This is a genomic window from Streptomyces lothianensis (assembly GCF_047779955.1).
Lineage (GTDB): Bacteria > Actinomycetota > Actinomycetes > Streptomycetales > Streptomycetaceae > Streptomyces.
Window position 1 is genome coordinate 59718 of the sequence record NZ_JBLMKT010000020.1, and the last position, 15531, is coordinate 75248.

Annotated in this window: 13 protein-coding genes; 4 read left to right on the plus strand and 9 right to left on the minus strand. The window is 70.8% G+C overall.

Annotation, left to right across the window (positions count from 1 at the left end; translation table 11 throughout):
- Nucleotides 1-26: 26 nt before the first annotated feature.
- The 8 genes from folK to dacB all read right to left on the minus strand — a co-directional run bounded on the left by folK (nucleotide 27) and on the right by dacB (nucleotide 9380).
- Nucleotides 27-626, minus strand: coding sequence for a 2-amino-4-hydroxy-6-hydroxymethyldihydropteridine diphosphokinase (gene folK, locus ACLF6P_RS04420; protein ID WP_415948220.1), 600 nt, complete (start codon nucleotides 624-626; stop codon nucleotides 27-29).
- Nucleotides 623-982, minus strand: coding sequence for a dihydroneopterin aldolase (gene folB / locus ACLF6P_RS04425; protein ID WP_415948221.1), 360 nt, complete (start codon nucleotides 980-982; stop codon nucleotides 623-625). Before folB ends, folK begins: the two co-directional genes overlap by 4 nt.
- A 260-nt stretch (nucleotides 983-1242) precedes the next feature.
- Entirely contained in the window at nucleotides 1243-1851 is a 609-nt protein-coding gene (gene folE / locus ACLF6P_RS04430; protein ID WP_415948223.1) for a GTP cyclohydrolase I FolE, read from the minus strand.
- Between the two features lie 171 nt (nucleotides 1852-2022).
- Complete coding sequence (gene ftsH, locus ACLF6P_RS04435) at nucleotides 2023-4089, minus strand: ATP-dependent zinc metalloprotease FtsH (RefSeq protein ID WP_415948225.1); 2067 nt, start codon at nucleotides 4087-4089, stop codon at nucleotides 2023-2025.
- A 266-nt stretch (nucleotides 4090-4355) separates the two neighbouring features.
- A complete protein-coding gene (hpt, locus tag ACLF6P_RS04440) occupies nucleotides 4356-4916 on the minus strand; it encodes a hypoxanthine phosphoribosyltransferase (RefSeq protein WP_415948270.1) in 561 nt (186 codons plus the stop codon).
- Nucleotides 4917-5215: 299 nt separating this feature from the next.
- The gene (gene tilS / locus ACLF6P_RS04445) at nucleotides 5216-6385 is read right to left on the minus strand and encodes a tRNA lysidine(34) synthetase TilS (RefSeq protein ID WP_415948226.1); all 1170 of its coding nucleotides are present in this window, start codon (nucleotides 6383-6385) and stop codon (nucleotides 5216-5218) included.
- 194 nt (nucleotides 6386-6579) lie between these two features.
- Nucleotides 6580-7710, minus strand: a complete 1131-nt coding sequence (locus ACLF6P_RS04450) for a zinc-dependent metalloprotease (protein ID WP_415948228.1) — start codon at nucleotides 7708-7710, stop codon at nucleotides 6580-6582.
- 164 nt (nucleotides 7711-7874) lie between these two features.
- Nucleotides 7875-9380 carry a D-alanyl-D-alanine carboxypeptidase/D-alanyl-D-alanine endopeptidase gene (dacB, locus tag ACLF6P_RS04455; RefSeq protein ID WP_415948229.1) on the minus strand — a complete coding sequence of 502 codons (1506 nt, stop codon included), beginning with the start codon at nucleotides 9378-9380 and terminating at the stop codon, nucleotides 7875-7877.
- A 94-nt stretch (nucleotides 9381-9474) separates the two neighbouring features.
- Here dacB and ACLF6P_RS04460 point away from each other — a divergent pair, with 94 nt between their 5' ends.
- From ACLF6P_RS04460 to ACLF6P_RS04470, 3 genes are all read left to right on the plus strand, one after another.
- Nucleotides 9475-9963: an inorganic diphosphatase gene (locus ACLF6P_RS04460; RefSeq protein WP_415948271.1), complete on the plus strand. Its 489-nt coding sequence runs from the start codon at nucleotides 9475-9477 to the stop codon at nucleotides 9961-9963.
- Between the two features lie 194 nt (nucleotides 9964-10157).
- Nucleotides 10158-11792, plus strand: coding sequence for a threonine/serine exporter family protein (locus ACLF6P_RS04465; protein ID WP_415948230.1), 1635 nt, complete (start codon nucleotides 10158-10160; stop codon nucleotides 11790-11792).
- Nucleotides 11793-12002: 210 nt separating this feature from the next.
- Nucleotides 12003-12968: a DUF368 domain-containing protein gene (locus tag ACLF6P_RS04470; protein ID WP_415948232.1), complete on the plus strand. Its 966-nt coding sequence runs from the start codon at nucleotides 12003-12005 to the stop codon at nucleotides 12966-12968.
- Nucleotides 12969-13066: 98 nt separating this feature from the next.
- Here ACLF6P_RS04470 and ACLF6P_RS04475 read toward each other — a convergent pair whose 3' ends face one another.
- Entirely contained in the window at nucleotides 13067-13825 is a 759-nt protein-coding gene (locus tag ACLF6P_RS04475) for a MerR family transcriptional regulator (protein WP_415948233.1), read from the minus strand.
- 219 nt (nucleotides 13826-14044) lie between these two features.
- Here ACLF6P_RS04475 and ACLF6P_RS04480 point away from each other — a divergent pair, with 219 nt between their 5' ends.
- Nucleotides 14045-15499 carry a glutamate decarboxylase gene (locus tag ACLF6P_RS04480; protein WP_415948234.1) on the plus strand — a complete coding sequence of 485 codons (1455 nt, stop codon included), beginning with the start codon at nucleotides 14045-14047 and terminating at the stop codon, nucleotides 15497-15499.
- Nucleotides 15500-15531: the final 32 nt, after the last annotated feature.

Sequence of the window (15531 nt, forward strand, 5' to 3'; positions counted from 1 at the left end):
TGTCCGGGCCCGTTAGACCTTAACGATTACTCGGGCAGCCGCAGTTCCAGGTCGACGCGCGGCGCGACGCCCTCACGGGTGACGGCGTCGAGCAGCCCGGCGACCGGGCCGCGGCCGGGGACGACGGCCTCGGGGTCGACGTCGTGCCACGGCGCGAGCACGAAGGCCCGCTCGTGGGCGCGCGGGTGCGGAAGCGTGAGCTGCGGATCGTCGGAGACGACGTCCTGGTACGACACGATGTCGACGTCGATGGTGCGCGGGCCCCAGTGCTCGTCGCGTACCCGGTGGAAGGCCTCCTCGACGGCGTGTGCCCGCTCCAGGAGCGAGGACGGCGGGAGGGTGGTCCGGATGACGACGACCGCGTTGAAGTACGTGGGCTGCGAGCCGGGCTCGACGCCCCAGGGCTCCGTCTCGTAGACCGGCGAGACGGCCTTCACCCGCAGGCCCGGCGTGTCCGCGAGGGCGTCGACGGCGCCCTGCAGGGTCTCCAGACGGTTGCCGAGGTTGGAGCCGAGGGAGATCACGGCGTTCTTCGGGTTCTGCAGCGTGGTGTCGGCCGCGTCCACGCGCTCCACGACGGAGGCGGGAACGGGCTGGACCGTGGGGTCGCTCTGCACGTTGTTCATACTCGGCTCCGGGTGATCGTGATCGTGACATCGTCGAACGGGACGGTGATCGGGGCGCCGGGCTTGTGCACGACGACCTCGACCTCCTTCACCGGTTCGTGTCTCAGGCAGGTCTGGGCGATCCGCTCGGCGAGCGTCTCGATGAGGTCCACGGGCTCCCCCTCGACGACGGCCACGACCTCCTCGGCCACGACGCCGTAGTGCACCGTCTTCGCCAGATCGTCGTCGGCGGCGGCCGAGCGGGTGTCGAGGCTCAGCACCAGGTCGACGACGAAGGTCTGGCCGTCCTCGCGTTCATGGGCGAAGACGCCGTGGTGACCACGGGCCCTGAGGCCGCGCAGCGCGACACGGTCCACGCGAATCACTCCTGATCATCTCGGTTCATCGGGCTGCGGCCGAGTGCGGTCGGCCCACCGGCCCACTTCGAATCTACCTTCGACCACGGCCAGCCCTCGCCCGCGGGGGCCATGGACGGAAAGCGGTACGGCTGCCACCGACGACTGAAGGCGGCGCCTACCCGGAGCGGCACGGACGAATCCTGGGCGCGCCGAAGCCCACCCGGGTGGCGGACGGGTGGGGTGAACGGTCGAGCGGGGGTGCCGGGGGCGTGCAGGGTTCAGCGCGCCATGATCAGGCTCATCGCCTCGGCCCGGGTGGCCGGATCGCGCAGCTGTCCGCGTACGGCCGAAGTCAGTGTCTTCGCGCCGGGCTTGCGCACCCCGCGCATGGTCATGCACATGTGCTCGCACTCGACGACCACGATCACGCCGCGCGGCTCCAGGATCTTCATCAGGGAGTCCGCGATCTGCGTGGTGAGCCGCTCCTGCACCTGCGGCCGCCGCGCGAACACGTCCACGAGCCGGGCGAGCTTCGACAGACCGGTGATCTTGCCGTCGGTGGACGGGATGTACCCGACGTGGGCGACACCGTGGAACGGGACGAGATGATGCTCACAGGAGCTCATCACCTCGATGTCCTTCACGAGCACCATCTCGTCGTGCCCGAGGTCGAACGTGGTGGTCAGCACGTCCTCCGGCTGCTGCCACAGGCCCGCGAATATCTCCCGGTACGCCCGCGCCACCCGCGCCGGGGTCTCCAGGAGACCCTCGCGGTCCGGGTCCTCGCCGACCGCGATGAGGAGCTCGCGTACGGCGTTCTCGGCGCGCTTCTCGTCGAACGCGCCGATCGCTGCTTCCCCGCCGTCCAGGGTCACCGGGTCGGTCATGTGGTGCCTCGTTCCTCTGTTCAGCCCTCGGGCTCTCGCACGGGCGTACGGAAATGCCGCGCCCCCCAAGGCTAGAACCTGGGGGGCGCGGCATCCATTCCGGGCCTGCCGGGGCCGCCGGTGGCGGGCCGGGGCCGCCCGGTGGACGGACCCACAGTGCCTGAGGCGGCACTAGGCCTCCGGGCGGTCCTCCGGGGCGGGCTCCGGGCTCTTGCTGAGCTGCGGAGCGGCCGTCTCGGTGGCGGAGGCGGTGACCGCGGGCGCCGCCTGGCCGTTGGCGCCGTTGGTCAGGGAGAGCTCACGGGGCGAGAGCACCGGGGGTCGCGTCGAGGGCGTACGCCGGGCGGATCCGGTCCACGCGGGGCGGGACGGACGCTTGACGATCGGCGCGAAGATCTCGGCGATCTGCTCCTTGTTGAGGGTCTCCTTCTCCAGGAGGGCGAGGACCAGGTTGTCGAGCACGTCACGGTTCTCGACGAGGATCTCCCAGGCCTCGTTGTGCGCGGTCTCGATGAGCTTCTTGACCTCTTCGTCGACCAGGGCCGCGACCTCTTCCGAGTAGTCGCGTGGGTGCGCCATCTCCCGGCCGAGGAACGGTTCGGTGTTGTCGCCGCCGAACTTGATGGCGCCGAGCCGCTCGGTCATGCCGTACTGCGTGACCATCGCGCGGGCCGTGGCGGTGGCCTTCTCGATGTCGTTGGCGGCACCCGTGGTCGGATCGTGGAAGACCAGCTCCTCGGCCGCGCGCCCGCCCAGCATGTACGCGAGCTGGTCGAGCATCTCGTTGCGCGTGGTCGAGTACTTGTCCTCGTCCGGGAGCACCATCGTGTAGCCGAGCGCGCGGCCGCGGCTGAGGATGGTGATCTTGTGGACCGGGTCGGAGTTCGGTGAGGCCGCCGCGACCAGGGCGTGTCCGCCCTCGTGGTACGCGGTGATCTTCTTCTCCTTGTCCGACATGATCCGGGTCCGCTTCTGCGGGCCCGCGACCACCCGGTCGATCGCCTCGTCCAGGAAGTGGTTGTCGATCAGCTTCGCATCGCTGCGCGCGGTGAGCAGCGCCGCCTCGTTCAGCACGTTCGACAGGTCGGCGCCGGTGAAGCCGGGCGTACGACGGGCCACAGCGCCCAGGTCGACGTCCGGGGCGACCGGCTTGCCCTTCTGGTGGACCTTGAGGATCTCCAGGCGGCCCTGCATGTCCGGGCGGTCGACCGCGATCTGGCGGTCGAAACGGCCGGGGCGCAGGAGCGCCGGGTCCAGGATGTCGGGCCGGTTGGTGGCGGCGATCAGGATGACGCCGCCCTTCACGTCGAAGCCGTCCATCTCGACGAGCAGCTGGTTGAGGGTCTGCTCGCGCTCGTCGTGACCGCCGCCCATACCGGCACCGCGGTGCCGGCCGACCGCGTCGATCTCGTCGACGAAGACGATCGCCGGGGCATTGGCCTTGGCCTGCTCGAACAGGTCACGGACACGGGAGGCACCGACACCGACGAACATCTCGACGAAGTCGGAGCCGGAGATCGAGTAGAACGGGACTCCGGCCTCGCCCGCGACGGCGCGGGCGAGCAGGGTCTTGCCGGTGCCGGGCGGGCCGTAGAGCAGCACGCCCTTGGGGATCTTGGCGCCGACGGCCTGGAACTTGGCCGGCTCCTGCAGGAACTCCTTGATCTCGTGGAGCTCCTCGACGGCCTCGTCCGAACCGGCCACGTCCGAGAAGGTGGTCTTCGGGGTGTCCTTGGTGATCAGCTTCGCCTTGGACTTCCCGAACTGCATGACGCGCGAGCCGCCGCCCTGCATCTGGTTCATCAGGAAGAGGAAGACGACGACGATCAGGACGAAGGGCAGCAGGGAGAGCAGGATGCTGACGAACGCGTTCTGCTTCGACGGGGAGACGGTGTAGCCGTCCTTGATGTCGCCGTTGTCGAAGTTGTCCTGCAGGGTGTTGGCGATCGCCACGCCCTGCTCGCCGATGTAGCTGGCCTGGATCTTGGCGCTGCCGCCGTACTTCTCCTTGTCGGTATCGCTGAGGTCTTCCTTCAGTTCGACCTTGATGAGCTGCTCATCACCGGTGGTGAGCTTGGCGCTCTGGATCTGCTTGTCCTTGATGGCCTGGTAGACCTGGCCGGTGTCCACGGTCTTGTAGCCGCCGGACGAGCCAACGACCTGCATCAACACGACCACGGCGAGGACGGCCAGCACGATCCACATGACCGGCCCACGGAAGTATCGCTTCACGTCCATCCATACGGAGCGGTGCCGCCCCGTCCCTCCTGCCGATAGTGAGATTGATTAGGGCTTGTTCAGGCCTGTTCGGACCTGAACAGGCCTGTTCGGGCCTGCTCTTGCTTGTTCAGGCCTGATGTGGCTTGCGCAAGCGAAAATAAGTCTGTTCTTCGGACGGTACCCCAGCATTGTCACCCACCGCGGCAGGGGACGGCTGGAAACCCGCCTTCCCCTGCTCCAACGCGGGGAATCGGGTGAGGGTTCCCGCCCTGCCGCTACGGCGCTCAGCCGCCGTAGACGTGCGGGGCGAGGGTGCCGACGAAGGGCAGGTTGCGGTACTTCTCGGCGAAGTCGAGGCCGTAGCCCACGACGAACTCGTTGGGGATGTCGAAGCCGACCCACTCGACGTCGATGGCGACCTTGGCGGCCTCGGGCTTGCGCAGCAGGGTGCAGATCTTCAGGGACTCGGGCTCGCGGGAGCCGAGGTTGTTGATCAGCCAGGAGAGTGTCAGACCGGAGTCGATGATGTCCTCGACGATCAGGACGTGCTTGCCCTTGATGTCGGTGTCAAGGTCCTTGAGGATGCGCACCACGCCCGAGGACTGGGTCCCGGCGCCGTACGAGGACACGGCCATCCAGTCCATCGTGACCGGGGTGGACAGCGCGCGCGCCAGGTCCGCCATCACCATGACGGCGCCCTTGAGGACACCCACGATGAGCAGGTCCTTGCCCGCGTACTCCGCATCGATCTTCGCGGCCAGCTCGGCCAGCTTCGCGTCGATCTCTTCCTTGGTGATGAGCACCCGCTCGAGGTCGGTGCCCATGTCGTTCGCGTCCACCCGCATCACTTTCGTCGTCTTAGGGGTTGTCGTCATACCACCGTCGTTCGCCCGAAGGGCGGACGCGCGGCGCCTGGTGCGTGCGATCGCAAGGCGCCGGAAGGTCTTGGTAGCGGAGCTACTCAGGCCTTTCGGCAACGCAGCGAGCGTGCGTGCCAGGCGTCGCGCGGCAGGCGGTGGTGTGACGACGACCGCTGAGGTGCCGGCCGTTTCGCCGACGGCTCCTGTCGCCCGCCGCACCGGCGGCCGTCCGGGCCTCCCGCTGTGCCGGCGGCCGGGTGGGCCGCCCGCTTCAGCAGTCGGTTTCAGTCCTGCCGGATGACAAGTCTGCCACCCTGGCGGCGGGCCACGACCCGGCCGGGCAGGTTGATGGCCCCCTGGCCGCGCCAGCCGGTGATCAGCCGGTCGATCTCCTCGATGTGCCGGGCGAAGAGGGAGCCCGCGGGCGAACCGGCTTCGATGGCGGTGCGGCGCAGGATGCGGCGGCGCACGGCGGCCGGCAGCGCGAAGAGTTTCGCGCACTCGAGGAGCCCGGCCTCGTCCCGTACCGAACGGCCCGCCTCCGCGGCCCAGGCGTCCAGCGCGTCGGCATCGTCGCGGGAGAGCTGGGCGGTGCGGGCCAGTGCCTCGACGACGCCCTTGCCGAGCGCCTTCTCCAGGGCGGGCAGCCCTTCGTGGCGCAGCCGGGAGCGGGTGTAGGCGGGGTCGGCGTTGTGCGGGTCGTCCCAGACGGGCAGCGACTGGACCATGCAGGCCTTGCGCGCGGTCTGCCGGTCGACCTGCAGGAAGGGCCGCCGGTAGCGGCCGCCGCCGCCCGAGGCCTCGGCCATACCGGACAGGGAGCGGATGCCGGAACCGCGGGCGAGGCCGAGCAGAACGGTTTCGGCCTGGTCGTCCCGGGTGTGCCCGAGCAGTACGGCGGCGGCGCCGAGGCGCCGGGCGGCCTCGTCGAGCGCGGCATAGCGGGCGTCGCGGGCGGCCGCTTCGGGTCCGCCTTCGCGGCCGACGGTGACGGCTACGGACTCGACGGGGGCCAGACCCAGGGCCGTCATCCGGACGACGACCTCGGCGGCGCGCAGATCGGAACCGGGCTGCAGACCGTGGTCGACGGTGATGCCGCCGGCGCGGATGCCGAGCTTGGGGGCTTCGAAGGCGAGGGCGGAGGCGAGGGCCATGGAGTCGGCGCCGCCGGAGCAGGCGACGAGTACGAGGGGCCCTTCGGCGGGGGTGGTGCCGGGATGCGCGCCGGGAGCGGCGCCGCGCGTGGCGCTCGGGACGCGCACGGCGTCCAGGACGCTTGCGGGGCCGGGGGCGCTCGCCGCATCGGGGGCGCGCGGGGTGTCGGGGACGCGCGGGGTGGCAGGCGTGCGCAGGGCGGCAGGCGCCTGCGAGGTGTCGGAGGTTGCGGTGAGGACGTCGTGGAGGACGCGGCGGACGGCCAGGCGTATCGCTGCGACCGCAGGATGGGGACCCATGGTCCGGTTCCCTTCGTGGAGCTTGGTGGGACTACATGGCGTACGGGGCGTGGAACGGAGGCTTGCCGTCACTCAGAGTGCATCGATGGTGACAGAGACGAGTCGTTCCCCGAGCATTGCACGCCATCCCCGGGCCCACGGTCCCTCGGAAGGGTGATTACGAAGCCTTGATTCTGCCGCGGGTGGTGTGATGCTCAGGAGTCTGCTTTACGGTGCACCCTCGCGACCCAGTCCGCCGGTTTGGCGATCTCCGACTTGGTGGGCAGCGTGTTGGGCGAGGTCCAGACGCGGTTGAAGCCGTCCATTCCGACCTCGTCAACGACTGCGCGCACAAAACGTTCGCCGTCGCGGTACTGACGGAGCTTCGCATCGAGGCCGAGGAGCTTCCGTAGCGCCATATCAAGCCGCGAGGCGCCCTTCGCGCGGCGCTCCTTGAACTTCTCGCGGATCTCCCGCACCGAGGGCACGACATCGGGCCCCACACCGTCCATCACATAGTCCGCATGCCCTTCGAGCAGGGACATCACGGCGGTGAGGCGACCGAGGATCTCGCGTTGGGCGGGGGTCTGCACGATCTCGACGAGGGAGGGGCCGCCGTCGGCCTCGTCCTCCTCGTTTCTGTTGCCGGCCAGCGTGGAGGCCGCTTCGCGGAAGCGTTCGAGGACGGTCATGGGGTCGATCTCGGTCTCGCCGAGGAATGACTGGATCTCGCCCTCGAGGTGATCGCGCAGCCAGGGCACGCCCGTGAACTGGGTGCGGTGGGTCTCCTCGTGCAGGCAGACCCAGAGCCGGAAGTCGTGCGGCTCCACGTCGAGCTCCCGCTCCACGTGCACGATGTTCGGCGCCACGAGGAGCAGGCGGCCGCCGCCTGCGCTGCTGCCGGGGAGGTCCCTCGTCGCCGGGGCGAAGGTCTCGTACTGGCCGAGGACGCGCGAGGCGAGGAAGCTGAGCAGCATGCCGAGCTCCACGCCGGTGAGCTTGCCGCCGACGGCGCCGAGCACCGCGCCGCCGGGGCCACCGGGGCGGCGGTCCTGCATCTTGTCCAGGAGCGGGCGCAGGACCTCGCGGAAGCCGGCGACATTGGCCCGCACCCAGCCGGGCCGGTCCACGACGAGGACCGGGGTGTCGTGTTCGACCTCGGTGGCCATCCGGGTGAAGGAACGGACGTGCTCCTCCGAGGACTTGGCGTGCTTGCGGAGCTCCGCGACGATGGCGCGGGCCTCGTCGCGGCTGACCTCGGGGCCTGGGCGCACCAGGCGGGTCGCGGTCGCGACCGCGAGATTCCAGTCGACCATCCCCTGTGCGGCACCGCCGATGCTCGTCATGCGTCAACCGTACGTTGTCGGTGGCGGGTGGGGTGAGGGTTCGGTGCGGGTGAGGGTTCAGTGCGGGTGAGGGTTCAGTGCGGGTGGGCGGGCGCCCGGGCGGAACGGGCCCGGTGGTGCGGCCGCCGACGGGGTGGGCCCGGAACCCGGCCGGGCCGGGGTGCTCACCTGCACCCGCAGTTCGCCACCGTCGCCGCCAGGTGGTCCAGGGTCGACTGGGCCGACTGAGGGGCCTTCGTGCCCGAGGCCGTGAAGGCGAAGAAGAGCAGGCGGCCGTCGGCGTCGACGACCGAGCCCGCCAGGGTGTTGACGCCGGTGAGCGTGCCCGTCTTCGCGCGGACCAGGCCCGTGCCGGGTGCGGCGCCCTCGGAGTCGTAGCGGTTGCGGAGGGTGCCGGTGAAGCCGGCGACCGGGAGGCCCGTGACGACGGGGCGGAGCTCCGGGTGCGCGGGGTCGGCGGCCTTGGCGAGCAGAGCCGTCAGGAGGCGGGCGGTGATGCGGTCGCCGCGGCCGAGTCCGCTGCCGTCGGCGAAGCGGGTGCCGTCCACGGGCAGTTGCAGTTCCTTCAGCTGCTTGCGGATCGCCTTCTCACCGCCCTTGAGGCTTGCCGGTTCGCCGGAGGCGAGGGCCGTCTGGCGGGCGAGCGCCTCGGCGAGGTCGTTGTCGCTGTTGGTGAGCATCCGCTCGACGAGGTCCGACAGCGGCGCCGACGCGGTCCGGCCCAGCTCCTTCGCGTCCGGGCCCGCCGGGGACGGCCGCGGCGCCCCTTCGAGCCGTACGCCTTCCTTCTCCAGGAGCTTCGCGAACCGGGTCGCGGCCACCGCGGCCGGGTCGGCGGAGCGCGGGGCCGGGCCGCGGGTGGACTGGTCGAGACGGCCCTCGTCGACCATCAGGGCGGTGAGCGGGGCGATGTTGTCGTTGGGGCCGATGGGGTGCAGGCGCGGTCCCGTGTACAGGGAGGTGTCGTACGAGAGGCGGATACGGCCCTCGCGGGGCTCCTCGCGCAGGGCCGCGGCGGTGGCCTCGGCGAGTTCACGCAGGCCTTCGGCGGAGAGGGTGGGGTCGCCGCCGCCGACGAGGGTCACCTCGTCCGCACCGGGTTCCGCGACGGTCTTCGTGATGATGCGGTGTTCGGTGCCGAGCGCGCTGAGGGCCGCGACCGCGGTGGCGATCTTCGTGGTGGAGGCGGGCAGCACCGGCTGACCGGACCTGGCCGCGTACAGCTCATCGCCGGTGAGCGCGTCGACCACCGAGGCGGTGCGCAGGGTGCCGAGCGCGGGATCCCGCATCAGCGGATCGAGCACGTCGGCGAGCGCCTGCCGCGTCGGCGCGGGCGCCGAGCCCTGCGGGGCGCCGAGCGCGGCGAGGACCGCGGGCGCGGGCGGCGCCGGCTGTGCCCGTTTCGGCCGGGTACGGCCGTGATCTGTGCCACCGTCCGCTTCCGACGATGCCACGCGGGCCCGCTCGGCCGTACGCTGGCCCGAGTCCCAGGGGCCTGCCGCGGCCACCACCCCGGCAGACAGCAGCAGGCCGAGTGTGGCGGCGGCGGCCGTGTACTGCCAGGTCTTCAGCGGTCCCCGCCGTCGAACAGGCAGCCGCGGCCCGGGCAGCCTCGATGGTTCCGGACGCTCGGCATTCCCTGCGAGCCCCGGCTCCTTCAGCTCGGGCACCACGGACCAGCCCCTTTCGCGATCACACACCTGCGTGAGGGACACTTAATCACTGCGCATTGACAAGTATGTGTTGATCATGGAGGAGTCACCGGTGGAGTTCGACGTCACGATCGAGATCCCGAAGGGTTCGCGCAACAAGTACGAGGTGGACCACGAGACCGGTCGTATCCGTCTGGACCGTCGTCTGTTCACCTCGACCAGCTACCCGGCGGACTACGGCTTCGTCGAGGACACCCTGGGCGAGGACGGCGACCCGCTGGACGCGCTCGTCATCCTGGACGAGCCGACGTTCCCCGGCTGCCTCATCAAGTGCCGCGCGATCGGCATGTTCCGGATGACCGACGAGGCGGGCGGCGACGACAAGCTGCTGTGCGTGCCGGCCTCCGACCCGCGGGTGGAGCACCTGCGGGACATCCACCACGTCTCCGAGTTCGACCGCCTGGAGATCCAGCACTTCTTCGAGGTCTACAAGGACCTGGAGCCCGGCAAGTCCGTCGAGGGCGCCGACTGGGTCGGCCGCACCGAGGCCGAGGCGGAGATCGCCCGCTCCTACGAGCGTTTCAAGACCGAGGGTCACTGATCCCCGGGCTCACCGACCCGCGGGTTGTCTGATTCCCTGAACCACATCGCGGTCGCGGCGAACGGGCCGCTCGCTCCCCGGCAGGGGGGCGGGCGGCCCGTTCGCGTTCCCCGGCGGGCCCGGGGAAGGGGCCGGTGCGCCGGTTCGCGTGTCCGTACGCATACTGGGCGTACTGGACGCGCCGTGGATGGAGAATGAGGGAAGTGACCGACCCGGAGGCCGAGGACCGCAAACCGCAGTCCGACGAGGCACACAGTGCCTTCGCCCCGGTCGGCGGCATCGAACCGGCGCCCGCTCCGGAGGCCGAGGAGCCGACCTCGGAGTTCACCATCCCCGAGGGCCTGCGGATCCCGCCCGCCCCGGAGGCGGACAGTTCGGCGTTCACGGCCCCGCAGAGGTACCAGCACGCGGTGTTCACGCCGCCCGAGGGCACCCCCACGGTGCGGCTCACCAAGGGCGCGCCCTGGCAGGACCAGATGCGCACCATGCTGCGCACCCCGGCGGCGGAGCGGCCCGCGGCCGAGCCCACACAGCGGCACGAGGACGAGGGGCCCGCCGTCCCGCGCGTGCTCGACCTCACGCTGCGTATCGGGGAGCTGCTGCTCGCCGGCGGTGAGGGGGCCGAGGACGTGGAGGCCGCGATGTTCGCGGTCTGCCGCAGTTACGGGCTCGACCGCTGCGAGCCGAACGTCACGTTCACGCTGATCGCCATCTCGTACCAGCCCTCGCTGGTGGACGACCCGGTGACCGCCTCGCGTACGGTGCGGCGGCGCGGCACCGACTACACGCGGCTGCAGGCCGTGTACCAGCTGGTGGACGACATCAGCGCCGAGGACATCGACGTCTCCCTCGAGGAGGCCTACCGCTCGCTCGCGCAGATCAGGCGCAACCGGCACCCGTATCCCGGCTGGGTGCTCACCTTCGCCAGCGGGCTGCTCGCGGGCTCCGCCTCCGTGCTGGTCGGCGGTGGTGCGGCGGTGTTCTTCGCGGCCATGGCCGGTGCGATGCTCGGCGACCGGCTGGCGTGGCTGGCCGCGGGGCGCGGGCTGCCGGAGTTCTACCAGTTCGTGGTGGCCGCGATGCCGCCGGCGGCGATCGGTGTGGCGCTCACCCTGGTCCACTCGGACCTCAGAGGCTCCGCGGTGATCACCGGTGGCCTGTTCGCGCTGCTGCCCGGGCGAGCGCTCGTGGCGGGCGTGCAGGACGGCCTGACCGGCTACTACATCACCGCGGCGGCCCGCCTCCTGGAGGTCATGTACTTCTTCGTGGCCATCGTGATCGGCGTGCTGACCGTCCTGTACGTGGGCGCCCAGCTGGGGGCGGAGCTCGATCCCGACGCGACGCTGCGGGTCACCGAGCGGCCGGTCGTACAGATCGTGGCGTCGATCACGCTGAGTCTGGCCTTCGCGGTGCTCCTTCAGCAGGAGCGGGCCTCGGTGCTGGTCGTGATGCTCAACGGCGGTGTGGCCTGGACGATCTTCGGGGCGATGCGCTACGCGGGCGACATCGAGCCGGTGGCGTCCACCGCGGTCGCGGCCGGGGTGGTGGGCCTGTTCGGCCAGCTGTTCTCGCGCTACCGGTTCTCGTCCGCGCTGCCGTATGTGACGGCGGCGATCGGGCCGCTGCTGCCGGGTTCGGCGACGTATTTCGGTCTGCTCTACATCTCGCAGGAGAATCTGAACGACGGGCTCGCCTCCCTCACCCGGGCGGTGGCCACGGCGATGGCCATCGCGATCGGGGTGAACCTCGGCAGCGAGATCTCCCGGCTCCTGCTGCGGGTGCCGGACGCGGCAACCCGGCGGGCGGCGAAGCGTACGCGCGGATTCTGACCGCCGTACGGGCGGGTTCCGACGAGGCGTACGGGCGGGTTCCGACGGGGCGTACGGGCGGCCCACCGGAACCCGCGCGGCTGCTGCGGAGCGGGCCGGGCGGATCCCGTCCGCAGGCGTACGGGCGCGCCGCATACGATGGTCGCCCTGCTCCCTTCCACGGCCGGGATCCGAACCACGGTCCACAGCCGAAAGCCGAAACAGGAGATCATGGCGAAGCCATCCGGTCACCGCGTGTTCAACGCCTTCCGTGGCGCGCTCATCGGCACCGCGGAGGCCGTGCCCGGCGTCAGCGGCGGCACGGTCGCGCTGATCACCGGTGTGTACGAGAAGCTGATCGGCGGCGCCGGTCATGTCACCAGCGCCCTGCGGATGGCCGCGGGCGACCTGCCGCGCGGCCGCGGCACCGCGCGCGCCAGGGCCGAGCTGCGCCACGTCGACTGGGGCGTCCTGCTCCCGCTCCTGGTGGGCATGGCCGCGGCCCTGGTGCTCGCGGCGAAGTTGATCGCGCCGGTCGTCGAGGAGCACCCGCAGTTCGCGTACGCCGTGTTCTTCGGCCTGGTCCTCGCCTCGCTGTGGGTGCCGTACTCCGGTTCGGGACGGCGCTGGAGCCCCGCGAACTACCTGCTCTGCCTGGCGGTCGCGGCGGGCGCCTTCGTGCTGACCGGGCTGCCGCCCGGCGAGATGCCGACGAACCCGGTCGTGGTCGCCCTCGCGGGTTCGATCGCCATCTGCGCGCTGGTGCTGCCGGGTGTCTCCGGCTCGTTCCTGCTGCTCACCATGGGGCTGTACGAGCCGACGATCGACGCCGTCAACGAGCGCGACCTCGGCTACCTCGCCGCCTTCGGTCTGGGCTGTGTCTGCGGCCTCGCGCTCTTCGTGAAGCTGCTCAAGTGGCTCCTGGAGAACTACCACCACCTGACGCTGGTCGTGATGACCGGCCTCATGGCGGGTTCCCTGCGGGCGCTGTGGCCCTGGCAGGACGACGACCGCGGGCTGCTCGCCCCCAGCGGTTCGGTGCCGCTGACCTTCGGTCTGATGGCGCTCGGCGCCGCCGTGGTGGTCGCCGTCCTGGTGGTGGAGCGCCGTGCGCACGCCGGGAAGCCCGAGGAGCCCGTCCCCGGCCCCAGGCGCGGGCGGCATGCGCGGGTGCCTTCGGGCTCGGGGCGCGACTGAAGCCGCGGACGCGCCTGACCGGCGTGCGGTACGGGTGCGGGGCACCCGTACCGGTGCCCCGCACGCGGCTCAGCTGCGTACGGCGTGACGCTCGTGTCTCAGCTGTTGCGCACCCCGTTCGCCAGGATCGCATCGCGCATGAACTCGGCGAGACCGGGCCGGATGCCGTCGTACATGGCCTTGAAGCGCTCGTCGGCGACGTACATCTCACCGAGGCAGGTGTGCATCTCGTGCGAGCACGCGTAGTGGGCGCCGGTGATGAACAGGCGGTGCTCCTCGGCGCCGTCCATCGCCCGCTCGGAGTCGGCGGCGACGCCCTCGGCGAGCAGCTCGGCCATCTTGTGGTGGATGGCGTTCATCTCGTCGTTGATCCGCTGCCAGTCCTCCTTGGTGTACGAGGCGGCCTTGCGCTGTGATTCGCGGTACGCGTCGGTGTCGCCCCAGCGCTCGCGCACCTCGTCCGCGTACTGCTCCGGGTCGTGCTCCCCGAAGACCTCGAACTTCTCCTCGGGCGTGAGGTTGATGCCCATCTTCTTCGCCTCCATGGCGTGTTCGACGGCCGTGGCCATCTTCCGGAGCTGCTCGATCCGGCCGGAGAGCAGCGCGTGCTGGCGCCGCAGGTGTTCCTGCGGGTCCACGCCGGGGTCGTCGAGCAGCAGCTTGACCTCGTCGAGCGGGAAGCCCAGCTCGCGGTAGAAGAGGATCTGCTGCAGCCGGTCGAGGTCCTCGTCGCTGTAGCGCCGGTGGCCCGCGTGGCTGCGCTCGCTCGGCGCGAGCAGGCCGATCTCGTCGTAGTGGTGCAGGGTGCGCACCGTGACGCCCGCGAGGCGGGCGACGTGTCCGACGGAGTGGCTCATGACCGCCGATCCCTTCTGTGGCCGTTCGTGACGGCTCGCAAGCCGTGTCTCTCGCAAGTCGTGTCTGCTGTCCGGTTTCCCGGCCTGTGCTGTCCGGTCTCCCGGGCACGTCTTCACCCTGAGGCCTCACGCCGCGTGAGGTGCAAGCCCCGATTCTCGGGCTGATACATCCCGTATGCCCGATTAGTGTGGCGAGCAGGTCCACGCGAGGAGTCGAGCATGTCCCTGCACCGAGGCGCTGACCCGCACCATGCCGACGGCGGGAGCGAGACCAGGAGCGCGAGCGAGAGTCGGCTGCGCAGGCTCGCCGTGAACCCCTTCCTCGGCGAGGCGAACCCTGCGGGCGGGATGACCGAGGCTCCGCCCCGGCACCACATGCCCGCCGGTCCGCTGCCGCCGTCGACGGCGTACCAACTGGTCCATGACGAGCTGATGCTCGACGGCAACGCGCGCCTGAACCTGGCGACCTTCGTCACCACCTGGATGGAGCCGCAGGCCGGGGTCCTGATGGCGGAGTGCCGGGACAAGAACATGATCGACAAGGACGAGTATCCGCGGACCGCCGAACTGGAGCGGCGCTGTGTGGCGATGCTCGCCGATCTGTGGCACGCGCCGGATCCGACGACCGCCGTCGGCTGCTCGACCACCGGGTCCAGTGAGGCCTGCATGCTGGCCGCGATGGCGCTGAAGCGGCGCTGGGCCGAGCGGAACGCCGACCGGTACCCCTCGCGCGAGGCGCGGCCCAATCTGGTGATGGGCGCGAACGTACAGGTGTGCTGGGAGAAGTTCTGCAACTTCTGGGAGGTGGAGGCGCGGCTCGTGCCGATGGAGGGCGAGCGTTTCCATCTGGACGCGGCCTCGGCGGTGGAGCTGTGCGACGAGAACACCATCGGGGTGGTGGCCGTGCTCGGCTCCACCTTCGACGGCTCGTACGAACCGGTCGCGGAGATCTGCGGTGCGCTGGACGCGCTGCAGGAGCGGACCGGGCTCGACATCCCCGTACACGTGGACGGCGCCTCGGGGGCGATGATCGCGCCGTTCCTCGACGAGGACCTGGTCTGGGACTTCCGGCTGCCGCGGGTCGCCTCGATCAACACCTCCGGGCACAAGTACGGGCTGGTCTACCCGGGTGTCGGCTGGGCGCTGTGGCGCTCGGCCGAGGCGCTGCCCGAGGAGCTGGTCTTCCGGGTCAACTACCTCGGCGGCGACATGCCGACCTTCGCGCTCAACTTCTCGCGGCCGGGCGCCCAGGTCGTCGCCCAGTACTACACGTTCCTGCGGCTGGGGCGCGAGGGATACCGGGCCGTACAGCAGGCCTCCCGGGACGTGGCCCGTGCCCTCGCCGAACGGATCGAGGCCATGGGCGACTTCCGCCTCCTCACCCGGGGCGACCAGCTGCCGGTGTTCGCCTTCACGACCGCGCCCGATGTGACGGCCTACGACGTCTTCGACGTATCGCGGCGGCTGCGGGAACGGGGGTGGCTGGTGCCCGCGTACACCTTCCCCGCGAAACGGGAGGACCTGTCGGTGCTGCGGGTGGTGTGCCGCAACGGGTTCTCGGCGGACCTGGCCGAGATGTTCATCGAGGATCTGAGGCGGCTGCTGCCCGAACTGCGGGGCCAGGCCGGGCCGTCGGTCGGGGACACGGCGAAGGCTACGGCCTTCCACCACTGAGCGGCCCGAGGCAGCGAGCCCTGAGCGCCCAG

Coding starts and splice junctions, on each gene's coding strand:
- ACLF6P_RS04450 (WP_415948228.1), bottom strand. CDS start 7,710: ATGACGAGCATCGGCGGTGCCGCACAGGGGATGGTCGACTGGAATCTC.
- folE (WP_415948223.1), bottom strand. CDS start 1,851: ATGACCGACCCGGTGACCCTGGACGGCGGGGAAGCAGCGATCGGCGCG.
- ACLF6P_RS04475 (WP_415948233.1), bottom strand. CDS start 13,825: ATGAGCCACTCCGTCGGACACGTCGCCCGCCTCGCGGGCGTCACGGTG.
- ftsH (WP_415948225.1), bottom strand. CDS start 4,089: ATGGACGTGAAGCGATACTTCCGTGGGCCGGTCATGTGGATCGTGCTG.
- ACLF6P_RS04480 (WP_415948234.1), top strand. CDS start 14,045: ATGTCCCTGCACCGAGGCGCTGACCCGCACCATGCCGACGGCGGGAGC.
- hpt (WP_415948270.1), bottom strand. CDS start 4,916: ATGCGGGTGGACGCGAACGACATGGGCACCGACCTCGAGCGGGTGCTC.
- folK (WP_415948220.1), bottom strand. CDS start 626: ATGAACAACGTGCAGAGCGACCCCACGGTCCAGCCCGTTCCCGCCTCC.
- tilS (WP_415948226.1), bottom strand. CDS start 6,385: ATGGGTCCCCATCCTGCGGTCGCAGCGATACGCCTGGCCGTCCGCCGC.
- ACLF6P_RS04470 (WP_415948232.1), top strand. CDS start 12,003: ATGGCGAAGCCATCCGGTCACCGCGTGTTCAACGCCTTCCGTGGCGCG.
- ACLF6P_RS04465 (WP_415948230.1), top strand. CDS start 10,158: ATGAGGGAAGTGACCGACCCGGAGGCCGAGGACCGCAAACCGCAGTCC.